At 68.6% G+C, this 16608-nt stretch carries 14 protein-coding genes; 9 read left to right on the forward strand and 5 right to left on the reverse strand.

Annotated features, from left to right (window positions below; all coding sequences use genetic code 11):
- Positions 1–100 precede the first annotated feature (100 nt).
- From BIX52_RS17465 to BIX52_RS17485, 5 genes are all read left to right on the forward strand, one after another.
- Complete coding sequence (locus tag BIX52_RS17465) at positions 101–1381, forward strand: imelysin family protein (protein WP_075222390.1); 1281 nt, start codon at positions 101–103, stop codon at positions 1379–1381.
- 91 nt (positions 1382–1472) lie between these two features.
- Entirely contained in the window at positions 1473–2993 is a 1521-nt protein-coding gene (locus tag BIX52_RS17470; protein WP_075222391.1) for a di-heme oxidoreductase family protein, read from the forward strand.
- Positions 2990–4072 (forward strand): imelysin family protein, encoded by a 1083-nt coding sequence (locus BIX52_RS17475; RefSeq protein WP_075222392.1) that lies wholly within the window; start codon positions 2990–2992, stop codon positions 4070–4072. The genes BIX52_RS17470 and BIX52_RS17475 overlap by 4 nt, the downstream gene beginning before the upstream one ends.
- A 1-nt stretch (position 4073) precedes the next feature.
- A complete protein-coding gene (locus tag BIX52_RS17480; RefSeq protein ID WP_075222393.1) occupies positions 4074–5177 on the forward strand; it encodes a DUF1513 domain-containing protein in 1104 nt (367 codons plus the stop codon).
- An 85-nt stretch (positions 5178–5262) separates the two neighbouring features.
- The gene (locus BIX52_RS17485; RefSeq protein ID WP_075222394.1) at positions 5263–5895 is read left to right on the forward strand and encodes a peroxiredoxin; all 633 of its coding nucleotides are present in this window, start codon (positions 5263–5265) and stop codon (positions 5893–5895) included.
- Positions 5896–5911: 16 nt separating this feature from the next.
- Here the strand turns inward: BIX52_RS17485 and BIX52_RS17490 are convergent, their stop codons facing one another.
- The gene (locus tag BIX52_RS17490) at positions 5912–6724 is read right to left on the reverse strand and encodes a class I SAM-dependent methyltransferase (RefSeq protein ID WP_075222395.1); all 813 of its coding nucleotides are present in this window, start codon (positions 6722–6724) and stop codon (positions 5912–5914) included.
- A 34-nt stretch (positions 6725–6758) separates the two neighbouring features.
- Between BIX52_RS17490 and BIX52_RS17495 the strand changes: the two genes are divergently transcribed.
- A complete protein-coding gene (locus BIX52_RS17495; protein ID WP_170126432.1) occupies positions 6759–7049 on the forward strand; it encodes a hypothetical protein in 291 nt (96 codons plus the stop codon).
- 15 nt (positions 7050–7064) lie between these two features.
- Here BIX52_RS17495 and rpoH read toward each other — a convergent pair whose 3' ends face one another.
- A complete protein-coding gene (gene rpoH, locus BIX52_RS17500; protein ID WP_075222581.1) occupies positions 7065–7967 on the reverse strand; it encodes an RNA polymerase sigma factor RpoH in 903 nt (300 codons plus the stop codon).
- 472 nt (positions 7968–8439) lie between these two features.
- Between rpoH and BIX52_RS17505 the strand changes: the two genes are divergently transcribed.
- Entirely contained in the window at positions 8440–9834 is a 1395-nt protein-coding gene (locus tag BIX52_RS17505; RefSeq protein ID WP_075222397.1) for an FAD-binding oxidoreductase, read from the forward strand.
- A gap of 64 nt (positions 9835–9898) precedes the next feature.
- Here BIX52_RS17505 and BIX52_RS17510 read toward each other — a convergent pair whose 3' ends face one another.
- Positions 9899–10273, reverse strand: coding sequence for a response regulator (locus tag BIX52_RS17510; protein WP_075222398.1), 375 nt, complete (start codon positions 10271–10273; stop codon positions 9899–9901).
- Between the two features lie 429 nt (positions 10274–10702).
- On the opposite strand from BIX52_RS17510, the gene BIX52_RS17515 reads away from it, so the two are divergent.
- On the forward strand, positions 10703–12604 hold the full coding sequence (locus BIX52_RS17515; protein WP_075222399.1) for a bifunctional sugar phosphate isomerase/epimerase/4-hydroxyphenylpyruvate dioxygenase family protein: 1902 nt from the start codon (positions 10703–10705) through the stop codon (positions 12602–12604).
- A gap of 56 nt (positions 12605–12660) precedes the next feature.
- On the opposite strand, the gene BIX52_RS17520 is transcribed toward BIX52_RS17515, so the two are convergent.
- On the reverse strand, positions 12661–13551 hold the full coding sequence (locus BIX52_RS17520) for an alpha/beta fold hydrolase (RefSeq protein ID WP_075222400.1): 891 nt from the start codon (positions 13549–13551) through the stop codon (positions 12661–12663).
- A 115-nt stretch (positions 13552–13666) separates the two neighbouring features.
- The gene (locus BIX52_RS17525; protein WP_075222401.1) at positions 13667–15034 is read right to left on the reverse strand and encodes a glutamine synthetase family protein; all 1368 of its coding nucleotides are present in this window, start codon (positions 15032–15034) and stop codon (positions 13667–13669) included.
- A gap of 258 nt (positions 15035–15292) precedes the next feature.
- Here BIX52_RS17525 and BIX52_RS17530 point away from each other — a divergent pair, with 258 nt between their 5' ends.
- A complete protein-coding gene (locus BIX52_RS17530) occupies positions 15293–16450 on the forward strand; it encodes a calcium-binding protein (RefSeq protein WP_108676610.1) in 1158 nt (385 codons plus the stop codon).
- Positions 16451–16608 lie beyond the last annotated feature (158 nt).

Consider the following 16608-nt stretch of genomic DNA (forward strand, 5'->3'; position numbering starts at 1 on the left):
GATACCTGACCTGTACTTCGGTTCACCCATGCACCCGAAGATGATATTGCCGGTTCTGCGGGACATCGACCGCCCGAACCCGCACAGGAAAGGACACCGGATGACGAGATGGTTCGCCATTACCGGCGCCGCAACCGCCCTGGCCCTGACGGCCAGCGCCACGGCCCCCACCGCCAACGCCGCTGACGCCCCGGCCATCGAGGACGTGCTGGCCACCTATGCCGACATCGCCGAGGCCGGCTACGCGGACGCCCTCGCCACCGCCAAGGCGCTGGATGCCGCGATCGACACGCTGATCGCCTCGCCGACCGAGGCGAGCCTCCTCGCCGCGCGCGCCGCCTGGGTCGCCGCCCGCGTGCCTTATCAGCAGACCGAGGCCTTCCGCTTCGGCAACGCCATCGTCGACGATTGGGAAGGCCGCGTGAACGCCTGGCCGCTCGACGAAGGGCTGATCGACTACGTGTCGACGAGCTACGGCACAGAGTCCGACGCCAACCGGCTCTACACCTCCAACGTCATCGCCAATGCCGAGATCATGGTGAACGGCGAGACGGTGGACGCCTCCACCATCGACGCCGCGCTGCTGCAGGACACGCTGCAGGAGGCCGAGGGTGTCGAGGCGAATGTCGCCACCGGCTACCACGCCGTCGAATTCCTGCTGTGGGGTCAGGACCTCAACGGCACGGACGCGGGCGCAGGCACCCGCCCCGCGACCGATTTCGACACCGCGAACTGCACCGGCGACAATTGCGACCGCCGCGCCGAGTATCTGAAGGCCGCGTCCACCCTCCTCATCGCCGACCTCGAAGAGATGGTCGCCGCGTGGGGTGAGGGCGGCGAGGCGCGCACCGGCCTGTCGGGCGAAGCCGGCATCTCCACCATCCTCACCGGCATGGGCTCGCTCTCCTATGGCGAGCTGGCGGGTGAGCGCATGAAGCTCGGCCTTCTGCTGCACGACCCGGAGGAAGAGCACGACTGCTTCTCCGACAACACGCACAACTCCCACTATTTCGACCAGATCGGCATCCGCAACGTCTACACCGGCCACTATCGCCGGATCGACGGGTCCGTGGTCGACGGGCCGTCCGTGGCCGATCTCGTCGCCGCGGCCGACGAGGCGCTCGCCGCCGAGCTCGCCGACAAGCTGGACGCGACCGTGACCGCCATGGCGGTGATGAAGGCGCGCGCGGAGAGCATCGAGGCCTATGACCAGATGATCGGCGAAGGCAACGCGGAGGGCAACGCGGTGGTGCAGGCCGCGATCGACGGGCTCGTCGACCAGACCCGCTCGATCGAGCGTGCCGTGGCCGCGCTGAACCTCGGCGCGATCGAGATCGAAGGCTCCGACAGCCTCGACTCGCCGGACGCGGTGTTCCAGTAAGCCCCTGGTGGGTCGACGCTCCGGCCCACGCCGGAGCGTCACCCATGCCCGTTTCGCCGTCGCGTCCCACCTCCAACCCTGTACTTGCGTCATGTTGAACCGCCTTGCCGTCCCCTTCGCCGTCGCAGCGGGCCTCGGCTTTGTCGGGGGTGCCGCCGTCCTGGCCGGATCCGGCCGGGTCGACCTGACGCCGGATGACCGCGCCCGCGTGGCCGCCGTCACCGCCCCCGCCACGACCTTCACCGCCGCCGAGCGGTTCGAGACCATGTCCGGCGGTGCCGCCACCACGACCCGCACGCCCGACACCAACGCCTTCTCCCACGCCTCCGCCAACCTCGGCTTCGAGGGCGAAGAGACGTTCAAGCTCGGCAATGGCATCTTCAAGAAGGTGTGGGTGTCCTCCCCCTCCTCCACCCAGGCGTCGGACGGGCTGGGGCCGCTTTTCAACGCCAGATCCTGCCAGCGCTGCCACCTGAAGGACGGGCGCGGCCGACCGCCGCTCGCCACCGGCGACCTTCCCGGCGGGCTGCTGCTGCGCCTCTCCGTGCCGCCCTCCACCAACGAGGACCACGCCCGCCTCGCCGCCAAGGAAATCCTGCGCGTGCCCGAGCCGACCTATGGAGGGCAGCTCCAGACCTTCGCCGTCCCCGGCCTGCCGGGCGAAGGCGACATCACCGTGGACTGGGAGCGCCACGACGTGACGCTGCAGGGCGGCGAGACGGTTACGCTGTCGAAGCCCGTCTACGGCATCGCGAACCTCGGCTACGGTCCGCTCGATCCCGAAACGATGATCTCGCCGCGCCTCGCCAACCCGATGATCGGGCTCGGCCTGCTGGAGGCGATCCACCCCGCCGACATCCTCGCGCTGGCCGACCCTGACGATGCGGACGGGGACGGCATCTCCGGCCGCGCCTCGATGGTGCGCGACCCCGAGACGGGCGCGATGGTGCTGGGCCGCTTCGGCTGGAAGGCGACGGCCCCGTCGATCCGCGTGCAGAGCGCCGAGGCGTTCGGCGGTGACATCGGCATCTCCACGCCGCTGGTGACCGATGCGTTCGGCGAATGCTCCATCGCCCAGCAGGCGTGCCGCGACATGCCGAGCGGCGTGCAGCCCCACCTCGGCGACGTGGAAGCGCCCGATCCGGTGCTGGAGCTCGTGACGTTCTATGCCAAGAACCTCGCCGTGCCGGCGCGGCGGGGTGTCGATGATCCGGCGGTGCTGGAGGGCAAGGCGCTGTTCTACGGCGCCGGCTGCGCGTCCTGCCACACGCCGAAATTCGTCACCCGGCGCGATGCCGACAATCCCGAGCACCGCTTTCAGCTCATCTGGCCCTATACGGACATGCTGCTGCACGACATGGGCGAGGGACTGGCGGACGGCCGCCCTGTCGGCGATGCATCCGGCAGCGAGTGGCGCACGGCGCCTCTGTGGGGCATCGGCCTGACAGAGACGGTCAACGGCAACACCTTCTACCTTCACGACGGGCGCGCGCGAACGCTGCTGGAGGCGATCCTGTGGCATGGTGGCGAGGCCGAAGCCGCCCGCGATGCCGTCGCCGCCATGTCGCCGGACGAGCGCACCGCCCTCCTCACCTTCCTGGGGTCGCTATGAACCGCCTGACCGCCATCCTTGCCGCCCTCCCGGCCCTCGCCGTTGTCTCGCTCGCCGCGCCGGCGTCGGCACAGGTCGCCTTCCGCCCGGCTGTCGAGCGGGCGGTGGACGGCGTCATCGTTCCGGGCTACGCCGCGCTGGCCGAAGCCGCGGGCGCCGAAGCAACGGCGATGAACGCCCTCTGCCGCGCCCCCTCCCCGCCCGAGGCGCTGACCCGCGCCCGCGCGGGCTTCGCCGACCTCGTCACCGCCTTCGGGCGCGTGGAGGTCTATCGCTTCGGCCCGGCGCGCGAGAACAACCGCTTCGAGCGCCTGTTCTTCTGGCCCGACCGGCGCGGCCGCGGGCTTGCCCAGGTGCAGGGGATCCTCGCTGAGGAGGACGAGACCGCCACCAACCTCGACACGCTGAGGGACAAGAGCGTCGCGGTGCAGGGCCTCCTCGCGCTCGACTTCATCCTGTCCGGCGACGGCAACGAGACGCTGATGGACGCTGGAAGCTTCCGCTGCCGCTACGGCGCCGCCGTCGCCGCCGCCATCGCGCTCCACGCCGACGAGATCCTGGCCGGCTGGCAGGAACCGGACGGGTTCGCCGCGGTGATGAAGGCGGCGGACGGCAACCTCTATCGCAGCCACGGCGAAGTGGTGCAGGAGCTTGTGAAGGCCGCCGCCGAGCAGCTCCAGATCACCGGAGATTTCAAGCTCGGCAACGTGGTCGGCGAAACGCCGGCCGATGCGCGGCCGCGTCTCGCCCCCTTCTGGCGCTCGGGCCTGGCGCTTCAGGCGATGGAAGCCAACATCGACGGTGTCGCCGCATTGGGCGAGGCGCTTTCCGCAGCGCTTCCCGCCGACGAGGCCGAGATGGGCGGCGCCTTCGCGTTCGAGCTGCGCCAGGCCCGTGCCGCCCTCGCCTACGCCGCGGCGGACGGCCGGCCGCTTGCCGACCTCCTCGCCGACCCCGCCATGCACAAGCGCCTTGCCTATGCGGCAAGCCCCATCAGCGGTGCCTTCCGCGTGCTGGACGACCGCATGCCCGGCGCCATGGGATTGACGCTCGGCTTCAACTCCCTCGACGGAGACTGAAATGAAGACACGCCGCGATATCCTCGCCCTCATCGGCGCCGCAGGCCTGACCCCCGTCGCCGCCTTCGCCGCGCCGATGCTGGGCGATCCCGCTCTTGCCGATCCCGAGCGCGCCCCCGCCTTCGTCGCCGCCCGCCAGAACGCGGATGGGCGCCATGCCGCGGTTGTGCTGAACGCCGCCGGCGAGGACCTCTTCACCGAGGAGCTGGCCGGGCGCGGCCACGACGCCGCCATCGCCCCGGACGGACGGCTCGCGGTGATGTTCGCCCGCCGCCCCGGCACCTTCGCCGTTGTGCTGGACCTGCGTGCGGGCCGCCGCGCCGCGGCGTTCTCGGCGCCCGAGGGCCGGCACTTCTACGGCCACGGCTTCTTCACCCCGGACGGCCGCCTGCTCTACGCCACCGAGAACGACTATGACGGCGAGCGCGGCGTGATCGGCATCTACGACACCGCCACCTGGGGGCGCATCGGCGAAGTGGAGACCGGAGGGATCGGCCCGCACGAGGCGATTTTGATGGCGGACGGGCGCACCGTCGCCATCGCCAACGGCGGCATCCTCACCCATCCCGACTATCCACGCATGAAGCTCAACCTGGCCGACATGGCGCCCTCGCTGAGCTATCTCGACCTCGTCACCGGCGACATTCTGGAGACCGCCGCCCTCCCCGCCGCCTATCACCAGCTCTCCATCCGCCATCTGACGGCGGCGGGCGACGGCTCCATCTGGTTCGGCGGCCAATATGAGGGCGCGGCGAGCGACGTGGTGCCCTTGATCGGCCGCCACCAGCCGGGCCGCGCGATCGAGATCATCGCCGCGCCCGACCACTATGCCGGGATGAACAACTATATCGGCTCGGTCGCGACGAGTGCGGACGGTGCGCTGATCGCAGCCTCCAGCCCGCGCGGAGGGCAGGTCATGGTGTTCGACGCCGCCACCCGCGCCCTCGTCGCTACCCGCCGCGCGCCGGACGTGTGCGGCCTTGCCCCCGCCGGGCGCGATTTCGTGGCGTCGGACGGGGCGGGCCATGTGTGGGACGCGAACGGCCACCGCGCCACGTCACCGGGCGCATGGGACAATCACATCGCCGCGATCCGCAGCGTTTGAGACCGCGGTCCGCCGAAGGGGTTGAACAGAGGGGAAGCGGCTGCGATCTAAAGTGCAAACAAACCTCCCGTTAAGGAGAGAGATCATGGCACTGCAAATCGGCGACATCGCCCCCGACTTCGAGGCCGACACCACCGAGGGACGCCTCCGTTTCCACGATTATATCGACGGGTCGTGGGCGGTTCTGTTCTCGCACCCCAAGAACTATACGCCCGTTTGCACCACCGAACTCGGCGCCACCGCCAAGCTCGGCGACGAGTTCGCCAAGCGCGGTGTGAAGGTGATGGGCCTGTCGGTCGACGCCATCGACAATCACGACCGCTGGCTGAAGGACATCGAGGAGACGCAAGGGGCGGCGCTGAACTTCCCGCTCATCGCCGACTTCGACCGCAAGGTGGCGACCCTTTACGGCATGATCCACCCGAACGCGTCCGATTCCATGACGGTCCGTTCCGTCTTCGTCATCGGCCCGGACAAGAAGATCAAGCTGACGATGAACTATCCCGCCTCCACCGGGCGCAATTTCGACGAGATCCTGCGCGTCATCGACTCGCTTCAACTGACCGCCAAGCACCAGGTGGCGACGCCGGTGAACTGGAAGCGCGGCGAGGACGTGATCATCGTCCCCGCGGTGACCAACGAAGAGGCGAAGACGAAATTCCCGGACGGGTGGAAGGAAGTCCGCCCCTATCTGCGCATCGTGCCGCAGCCGAAATAAGGCTGCGGGCCGCGCCTCAGGTGAGGCGCATCACGATGAGACTTTCGCGGGCGCCATCCTTCAGGGGTTGGCGCCCGATCCATGTCTGGGCCAGCTCCTGCGCCATGTCGGCCACCACGTAGGCGGAGGCCCAGACGAGCTCGGCGCGCCCCTGCAGCAGCGGGGCGATGGCGTTCTGCTCATTATAGGCGGTAAAGGGCCAGGTTGGCGGATAGGGCGCCGGCAGGAAGATGTCGTGGAAGGCCACCAGCACTCCCGCGGGCAGCCCCGGCAGGACGTGGTTGAGGATGTGGTCGACGTCCGTGCCCGGCATCATCACGTGGCTGGAGTCCACGAACAGGAGATCGCCCGCCGAGAGCGCCGCGAAGGGGGCCGGGTCCGCCTGCTGCACCATCGTCTTCAGAAGCGTGATGGGCAGGCCCTCGAGGTCGGCGCGCGGCTCGGGGTCGATGGCGGTGATCGCCGTTGTCAGCCCCTCGTCACGCACCGCGCGGGCGAGGAAGCGGGTGGAGTGGCCGGAACCGACCTCGACGATGCGGGCCGGTCGGCGGGTTCGCACCAAGGTGTATAGCGCCGCCGCGTCGAGCCGCGGGCACCAGATCTGACCGAAGCGCGGCTCCGGCGGGGCCCCGGTGATGGCGGCGAGGGCGCCGGACTGCGCCTCGATCTCCGCGAGGAAATCGGTGAGCGCCGGGCGCGCCGCGGCGAAGACGGGGGCGAGCGCGGCGAAGGGGCGCGACGCGGCGGCGAGCGCCGTCGGAGCGCCGCGCATCGGGATGAAGTAGCCCTTGGGGGCGATCCCGAGCACCGTCTGCAGTCCGAACGACAAGGTGCGGCGCCAGGCGCGCGAGAACAGGGGCGCCGTGCCCGTCGACGGTGAAGGCTGGCCCGCTGACGGCGGGGTCGGCGACGAGCTGGACGGCGAAGACATGGGCGGCGAAGACATGGGCGGCGAAGACATGGGCGGGCTCCTCGCGGGGGATGTCGCCCATGTCGTCAGGGAGCGCAAGGCGTTGGCGGAGCGTGCTGCCCCGCCGAGCCGCGTCAGGGCACGCGCGGAGGACCGCGCCCGCGAAACTCTCGTCGCGGGTGACCGTCCGCGTGCGCCCAGCAGAGGCGAGCCCGATGAGGCCGGGATCGTGCTGGACCCCTGACCTCGCCCCGCGCCGTTACGCCGGAGCGGACAGCTCCGCCGGGGTGCGTTCCATGTCGCGGGCGGCCTTCACGACGGCCTTCTGCACCTTCTCGAAGGCGCGGACCTCGATCTGGCGGACACGCTCGCGCGAGACGCCGAACTCTTCGGACAGCGCCTCCAGCGTCATCGGCTCTTCGGCCAGGCGGCGCTGCTCGAAGATGCGTTTTTCGCGGTCGTTCAGCACACCCATCGCGTTCTTCAGGAGACCGCGGCGGTTGTCCATCTCCTCGTTCTCGGCCAGCACCTCTTCGGCGTTGACCGATTCGTCCACCAGCCAGTCCTGCCACTCGCCCGAGTCCGCCTCCTGGCGGATCGGCGCGTTCAGCGAGGAATCGCCGGACAGACGGCGGTTCATCGAGATGACGTCCGCCTCGGGCACGTTCAGCTTGGTGGCGATCTGCGTCACCTGATCGGGCCGAAGATCGCCGTCGTCGAGCGCCTGGATGGAGCTCTTCACCTTGCGCAGGTTGAAGAAGAGCCGCTTCTGGTTGGCGGTGGTGCCGAGCTTCACGAGGCTCCACGACCGAAGAATATATTCTTGAATGGCCGCTTTGATCCACCACATGGCGTAGGTCGCGAGGCGGAAGCCCTTCTCCGGGTCGAACCGCTTCACCGCCTGCATCAGGCCCACGTTACCTTCCGAGATCACCTCGGAGATCGGCAGGCCATAGCCGCGGTAGCCCATCGCAATCTTGGCGACCAGGCGCAGATGGCTGGTGACGAGCTTGTGGGCCGCATCCGAATCGTCATGCTCAAGGTAAGCCTTGGCGAGCATGTATTCCTGCTGCGGCTCCAGCATCGGGAATTTGCGGATTTCGTCCAGATAGCGTGACAGTCCGGCTTCGCCGGATGCGATCGCAGGTAACGATTGGGCCATCATGTCCCCCTTCCAAAAAAGCCACCCGCCCGTGCGGCGTGGCTCTCCGCGGTCCGAAGCACCGCGGGACCGCCTGATGTGGGTCGTCTCAGGTCGAATTCAAGGTCTCGCACCGCGCGGATGCGTGCAAGTGACCATCCGTTCACGTGGCCGAGCGTCGATGCATTCGTCGCGGTCGGCCAGCGCGTTCTTCTTGCCACCCGATCGGGCTCTAGCCGGCGAACCTTGGGCCGACCTGCCCGACGGGCCCGGCTCAGCCCCCGCGCGCAGCACTCTTACGTGCAGCATCATCCCCGAGCCGCCACACCTTTCTATCTGCCGCGCTTAATGTCGTCTGTCTGAAATGAACGACGGCTGACCGCCCCTTTGCCCTTCGCCCCGGGCGCGCGATGCGTCTATCATGCGCCCCGGCGATGCGGGCGTCCGGCCAGCCTGCTGCCATCGACAGAAGAGGCCGACGGACGGAGGACGTGTGGGCGAGGAGTTGATCGGCCGGCTGATCGAACGGCTCGGCGAAGGATCGGTGCGGACGGGAGCCGACATTCCGCCGAACAATTGCGTGGATGCCTCTCATCTGACGCCGGTGACACCGCGCGCGGTGGTCTTCCCGCGCACCACCGAAGAGGTGTCCGCGGTCCTCGCCTTGTGCCACGCGGCCGACCAGCCCGTCGTCACCCAAGGCGGCATGACGGGACTTGCCGCAGGCGCCCACCCCGGCGAGGGCGAGGTCGCCCTGTCGCTGGAGAAGATGCGCGGCGTGGAAGAAGTCGACCCCGTCGCAGGCACCCTCACCGCCCTCGCCGGTACGCCGCTCGCCGAAGTGCAGGCCGCGGCCGAGGAGGCAGGCTTCCTGTGCGGCATCGACCTCGGCGCCCGCGGGACGGCGACCATCGGCGGCAACGTCGCCACCAATGCCGGCGGCAACCAGGTGGTGCGCTACGGGATGACCCGCCGCAACGTGCTCGGCCTCGAGGCGGTGCAGGCGGACGGCACCATCCTCACGTCCCTCAACAAGATGATGAAGAACAACACCGGCTACGACTGGACGCAGCTCTTCATCGGCTCGGAAGGCACGCTCGGCGTCGTCACGCGCGTGGTCATTGGCCTTCATCCCAAGCCCGCCGCGGTGGAGACCGCACTCCTCGCCGCGCCCGATGCGAACGCCGCCCTTGCCGTCCTCGCCCGGCTTCAAGCCCGCTTCGGCGGCGAGCTTCTGACGTTCGAGGCGATGTGGTCGGAGTTCATCGCCGTCGCGGTCACGCGCATCAAGCTGCCCGAACCGTTCGCCGAGAGGCACGACGTCACCCTTCTGGTGGAGCTCGGCACCACCGACAAGGAGCGCATGACGGACGTTCTAGGCGAACTCATGGAAGAGGGCCTCGTCGCCGACGCCTTCCTCGCCCAGTCGGGCCAGGATGCGGCGCGCATGTGGGCCTACCGCGAGAGCGTCTACGAATACGGCCAGTTCCAGGGCAACCAGATCAACCTCGACATCAGCCTGCCGCGCGGCCAGATCGGCCAGGCGGTGGAGGATCTGCGCCAGCTCGGCGCCTCGGCCTGGCCGGCGGCGGTGCAGGTGATCTTCGGCCACGTCGCCGACAGCAACCTGCACGTGGTCATCGGCCCGCTGGACGGCGGTGCGGGTTACGTCACCCCCGCGGACAAGAAGACCGTGGACGCTGGAGTTTACGAGGTGGTGCGCCGGCACAAGGGGTCGGTGTCGGCCGAACACGGCATCGGCCGGCTGAAGCGGGCCTATCTCGGCTACAGCCGCAGCCCGGCGGAGCTTGCCCTGATGCGCACGTTGAAGACCGCGCTGGACCCGAAGGGCATTCTCAATCCCGGCCGAGTGCTGGAAGAGGCCTGACGTCCTATCCGGCGCGCCTCACAAAAGGGGCGCGCCGCCGGAGCTCCGCCTCGGTCGCGCCGTGTCAGGCGACGAGGCGCGGCCCGACGGAGCGGGCGATCGCATTCAAGAGGTCCTGCGGCTCCCACGGCTTGGAAATGCGCCCGGCAGCAGGGAAGCGGCGGATCAGCTCGCTCCCCTGATAATTATAGCCGGACACGAAGACGAAGGGTGTTCCAGAGGCTTCGAGCCACTCGGCCACAGGTTCGCTGGTCGACCCGTCTCCCAGGTCGACATCGAGGATCGCAAGCGCCACACCGGCTTCGGACAGCGCGGCCAGCGCTTCGGCGGCCGTCGCATAGGGACCGTTAATGCGGTACCCCGCCTCTTGCAGAAAATCGGCAAGATCGAAGCTGATCATGGGCTCGTCCTCGAGGATCATGATCTCGGTTTGCGTCATATGTGCCGGTTACTCCTTCACGATAGGTTGCAAGGGACCGCACAAATGCCCGCGGCACTCCAATTCGGGACACCGCCATCCAGCGGCTGGGGCAGGAGCGGAGCATTTCCGGCCACTACCCACAGATACGAGGGGTCGCACCTCCGCCCTATCCATCCGGCAGCTTGCATGCGTGAAGCATGCTGCAGTCCTCGGAACTTATTCCTCCACCCACTCCAACGCAAGCCGAATTGATGGGCAGTGATGCGCCATAGGTTGGATCGATGACCCGATCCGCCGGCATCGTCGCCGCCGCACGGCCCTCCCTCGCACCATCCTTCGCCCCGATCACGGCGGATTTGAGGCTGCCCCACAGCCTCTCACCACGAAGCCTTTGCACCGCCGGAAGCGATGATTATGGATGAAGGCAAAGACTTATGAGGGGCCGGCATGAAGACCTCGATCGCCACCGTCTCCATCGCGGGTGAGCTGCCTGAAAAGCTCGCCGCGATCGCCAGCGCAGGCTTTTCCGGCATCGAAATCTTCGAGCAGGATTTCATCGCGTTCGACGGCACGCCCCGCGACGTGGGCGCAATGGTGCGCGACCACGGCCTCGACATCACCCTGTTCCAGCCCTTCCGCGACTTCGAGGGCCTTCCCGAACCGCTGCGCACCCGCGCCTTCGACCGCGCCGAGCGCAAGTTCGACCTGATGTGCGAACTCGGCGTCGACCTCATCCTGATCTGCTCCAGCCTGCACCCGGAGGCGATCGGCGGGATCGACCGTGCCGCCGCCGACCTCGCCGAACTCGGCGAACGGGCGGCCAAGCGGGGCCTTCGCATCGGCTACGAGGCGCTCGCATGGGGCCGCCATGTCAGCGACCACCGCGACGCATGGGAGATCGTGCGCCGCGCCGACCACCCGGCCGTCGGCCTCATCCTCGACAGCTTCCACACCTTGGCGCGCAAGATCGACCCGAACACTATCCGCTCAATCCCCGGCGACCGCATCGCCTTCGTCCAGCTCGCCGACGCGCCGAAGATCGACATGGACCTCTTCTACTGGTCGCGCCATTTCCGCGTGATGCCGGGGGAAGGCGACCTCGCCGTCACCGATTTCATGCGCGCGGTGATGGCGACGGGCTATAGCGGGCCGCTCTCCCTCGAAATCTTCAACGACCAGTTCCGCGGCGGCAGCCCGCGCGCGATCGCCGTCGACGGGCACCGTTCCCTTCTCTACCTGATGGATCAGGTGCGCCGCGTCGAACCGGCCGTGGCCGAAGCCGTCCCGCCGATGCCGCCGCGGGTGCCGGTGGAGGGCGTGGAGTTCATCGAATTCGCCGCCGACGACAGCGAGGCCGCCGCCCTCGGCCAGATCCTCACGACGATGGGCTTCTCCAAAGTCGCGCGACACATCGCGCGCGATGTCACGCTCTGGCGCCAGGGCGGCATCAACATCGTCGTCAACACGGAGCTGGAGGGGTTCGCCCACGCCGCCTACCTGACCCACGGCGTCTCGGTGTGCGACATCGGCCTGCGCGTAAAGGACGCGGCCGCGACCGTGGAGCGGGCGCGCGCTCTCGGCGCCACGTCGTTCAGCCAGCCGCGCTTCGAGGGTGAGCTCGACATTCCCGCCATTCGCGGCGTCGGGGGCGGCGTGATGCATTTCATCGACAATGAGAGCGAGCTGGCGCGTGTCTGGGAGATCGAATTTCAGCCGCTGGAGCATGGCGCGGCGCTTGGCAATTCGGGTGCCGGGCTGACCCGCGTCGACCACATCGCCCAGACGATGAATTACGAGGAAATGCTCACCTGGACGCTGTTCTACACCGCCATCTTCGACGTGACGAAGGCGCCGATGGTGGACGTCGTCGATCCCGGCGGCCTCGTCCGCAGCCAGGCCATCGAAAGCGCTGACGCAGGGCTTCGACTCACCTTGAACGGGGCTGAAACGCACCGCACCCTTGCCGGGCGCTTCATCGCCGAAAGCTTCGGCTCGTCGGTGCAGCACCTGGCGTTTGCCTGCAGCGACATCTTCGCCACCGCCGAGGCGCTGCTGTCGGGCGGCTTTCAGGTGCTGCCGATCTCGCCGAATTATTATGACGACCTGGCCGCCCGTTTCGATCTGCCGGGCGACCTGCTCAGCCGCCTCAAGGCCGCGAACATCATGTTCGACGCGGACGGGCGCGGCCAGTTCTTCCAGTTCTACAGCCGCACCTATGGCGAGGGCATGTTCTTCGAGATCGTCCAGCGGCGGGGCGACTATCGCGGCTATGGCGCGCCCAACGCGCCGCACCGGATCGCCGCGCAGAAACGCATGCTGCGCAACACCTCACACACCCGCTGGACCTGACGAGCCGGCCGCCCGCGTCACCCCTCCCGCGCGGCCATCGCGCGATCTTGTCCGCACTATCCTGCGCGCGCGGCGGTCCGCGCGATGGCATCGGCGACCATCTCCTCCAGCGCCTCGAGGAGATCGTGACCCATGCCGTGGATCTCCAGAAGCTCGGCGCCGGGGATCGCCTCGGCCGTGGCACGCCCCCCTTCGGGCGGGATCAAAGGATCGTCCGCCCCGTGGATCGCCATCGCCGGAAGGGAGAGGCCAGCAAGGCGGGTGTCGCGCGGCCCGCTGCCGATGATTGCCGCATATTGCCGGGCGACACCGTCAGCCCGGAAGGCGCGGTCCAGGTCCGCCTCCATGCGCGCGCGCAGCACCGCATCGGGCGTCGGAAATCCGGGACTGCCGAGAATGCGCGCATGCGCCACCGCGACGTCCAGGAAGGCGGCCCGCTCCGTCAACGGGTCCGGGCGGCGCGCATTGAGGACAGCCTGCGCCGCCTCCGTTGGGCCGGGCAGCCCGTCCGCCCCCGTGGTCGACATGATGGAGACCAGCGACATCACCCGCTCCGGATGCCGCACCGCCAGAAGCTGGCCGATCATCCCGCCCATGGAGGCGCCCGCCACATGTGCCTCATCGATGCCGAGCGCGGCGAGCACGCCCGCCGCATCGTCGGCCATCTCCTCCAGCCGGTAGGGAACCTCGGGGATCCGGCCCTCCCGCCGCGCCTCCACCAGCGGGCCGATCGGCGGGGGCGGCACGTCCGGCCCCCACGAAAGGCCGGCGTCGCGGTTGTCCATCCGCACCACGCGCAAGCCGCGCGCGGCGACGAGATCCACGAACCGCGGCGACCAGCGCGTCAACTGCATGCCGAGGCCGGACAGGAGCAGCACGGGTGCACCATCGACCGGTCCGTCGACCTCCACGCAGAAGGCCCGCCCGTCCAGGTCAACTGTCGGCATAGGTTCAAAACTCCGCGTCGTCTGAAGGCAATGAAGGCCGGGTTACACGATCACCGCGCCCACCGTTAACCCCCAGTCCGGCATTTGACCGTCCGGCGCCGCCCGCGCCGGTCCCTCAAGCGTGCTCGAAACCGCGCATCAGGTCCCAGTCGGTCACCGTGCGGTCGCTGACCTCGATCTCCCATCGCGCGGCGCGCACATAATGGTCGATCACGTCGTCCCCCATCGCCGCGCGCAGCATGGCCGAGCCGTCCAGCGCGTCGGCAGCCTCGCGCAACGTGCGCGGCACCTCCTTGGCCGGCTCACCGCGATAGATGTCGCCATGCCGCGGCGCACCGGGGTCGATGCCCTTCTCGATGCCGTCCAGCCCGGCCGCGAGCTGCGCCGCCAGCGCCAGATGCGGGTTGAGGTCCGCCCCGCCGATGCGGCACTCCACCCGCACCCCCTTGGTGCCCGCCCCGCAGACGCGGAAGGCCGCGGTGCGGTTGTCGGTGGACCAGACGGCCTTGGTGGGCGCGAACAGACCCTCGGTGAACCGCTTGTAGCTGTTCACATAAGGCGCCATGAACGCGGTGATCTCCGACGAATGGGCGATGAGCCCGCCGAGATAGGCCCGCATGGTGGCCGACATGCCGAACGCGCCCGCCGGGTCGTAGAACGCCGGCCCGCCCTCCCCCAGCAGCGACTGGTGCACGTGTGACGAGGACCCCGCCTTGTCCGTCGCATATTTGGCGATGAAGGTGATCGCCCGTCCGTGGGCGTGGGCGATCTCCTTGCAGGCGTTCTTCACGATCGCATGGTTGTCCGCCGTCTCCAGCGCAGGGGCGTAGCGGATGTTGATCTCGCTCTGCCCCACCTCCGCCTCGCCCTTGGTGCATTCGATCGGGATGCCCGCGCCGTAGAGGCCGTTGCGGATCGCCCGCATCACGTCGTCCTCCTTCGTGGTCCCGAAGATCTGGTAGTCGATGTTGTACCGCGCGCGGGGGGTGAGAGTGGCGTAGCGCCCGTCACGCAAGGCGTCGTAACCGGCCTCGAAGAGAAAGAATTCGAGCTCGGTCGCCATCATCGGGTCGAAGCCCATGGCGCGGGCCCGCGCGATCTGCCGCTGCAGCATGGTCCGCGGCGCATGCGGCGCCGGCGCGCCCGTAGCGGGGTCGACGATGTCGCAGATGACGAGTGCCGTCGCCGGAAGCCATGGGACGCGGCGCAGCGTCGCAAGGTCGGGCCGGTGGGCGTAGTCGCCATAGCCCTTGTCCCAGGACGAGAAGGCGTAGCCCGGCACCGTGTACATCTCGAGGTCTGTCGCGAGGAGGTAATCGCACCCGTGCGTTTCGCCCTCGGCGACATGCTCGACGAAGTGGGCGGCGTGGAAGCGCTTGCCCATCAGCCGCCCCTGCATGTCGATCACGCCGGTCAGAACCGTGTCGATGGTGCCCGCGGCCACCTCGGCCTTCAGAGTGTCGAGCGTCAGATTGGCGGGCATTGTGTCGAGTCCAGGTCAGGCGGAAGCGCTAGCGCGGGAGGGGCCGGGCGGCCAGCGCTATCGTGCCGGGGCGGGCAGCGCATCTCAAGCGGACAATGATCGGCACGCCTCCGGCGTTAACCACGACCTCCGATTGCCGACCTTGAGTGCGGCTGCAATATAGCTTTAGGTTTTGCAACAGATAAGTTTTACAATTATTGTAGGAGCTACGCGCAAAGAAATTAATTATGTCACCCGCGCCCGTTCGTGAGGAAGCATATGAGAATTATCCGCAACAACAGGGTTTCAACCGTTAATTTTGGGATCGACGAGTTGTCGGTCATCACCAACCCCACCACCGTGAGTACGACAGACGACTCGCCGGCGGTCCGGGTGGTGGCAGGCAACCCGCTGGTGATGGTCAACGGCGAGGCGATTTCAGGCGACGGCAACGGCGTGGAATTGAACGGCGGTGATAGGCTGATCGTCACCGGAACCGTGCAGGGCGGGGAAGCCGGTGTCGCCGCGGGCCGCCACGCCAACACGGTCTTCAACACCCTCAACGGGACGATCATCGGCGACGAAGTCGGCGTCCGGTTCGACACCAGGCCCGGAGGCGACAACCTTCTTCTCAATGCCGGCAACATCGTCACCGGCACCGCAAACGGCGTCATCGACGGCGCCGAGGGCAGCAACCAGACCCTGAGGATCGTGAACTCGGGGACGATCGGCGGAACGACCGCGCTCAACGCAGGCGACGATGTCTATGTCGGCCTCGCCCGCGGGACGGCGACGGTGGAGGGCGGCGCCGGCGCCGACCTTCTCGTCGGATCGCTGGCGGGCGACAGTCTCGCCGGGGGTGACGGGGCGGACCGCCTGTTCGGCCGCTTCGGCGCCGACGCCATTGCCGACGGCGAGACGGGGGACCAGAGCAACGACCTCCTGAACGGCGGAAGCGGCAACGACACGCTGACCGCCGGAACCGGCATCGACACGTTGAACGGCGGGCTCGGCGACGACCTTCTGCTGGGCTCCTCACCCGAGGCGCCGGGCATCGCGCTGGCCGATGGCGGTGCGGGTGCCGACACCTTCCACTTCACCGCCGGGATCAGCGAGCTTTATGGCCGCAGCGGCGCGGACACGTTCACGCTCGGCAGCGGCATCCACCGGGTGGATACGGGCGGCGGGGCGGACACGGTGATCATCGAAGGGCCGGACGCGCTCACCGGCACCGCGGCCATCACTCTGACGGGCCTCAGCCGTTTCGACACGGTGGATATCAGCAATTACGCCGTGGCCAACCTCGCCGCGCTGCTGGCGCAGAACGGCACGCAGGCCGGGGGCGACTTCGTGCTCGACCTCACCGGCGACGGATCGGCGGTGCTGACCTTCGAGGACATGGACATCGGCGACGTGGCCGAAACATTGATCGCCTGACCCGCGGCAGGGTCGCCCCGCCCGCCCGGCGCGGTAGACCTGAGCTGCGGGCCACATCCGCCGGCCGGAGCGTTTCGCATGACGCTGTGGCCGGTGCGGGTGCGGCATGGGCCGCGCCGCCGTGGACAGCGGGGACGGGCGCGGCAAAATGCTGCCGG

The sequence above is a fragment of the Acuticoccus yangtzensis genome (assembly GCF_001927245.1).
Classification (GTDB): domain Bacteria; phylum Pseudomonadota; class Alphaproteobacteria; order Rhizobiales; family Amorphaceae; genus Acuticoccus; species Acuticoccus yangtzensis.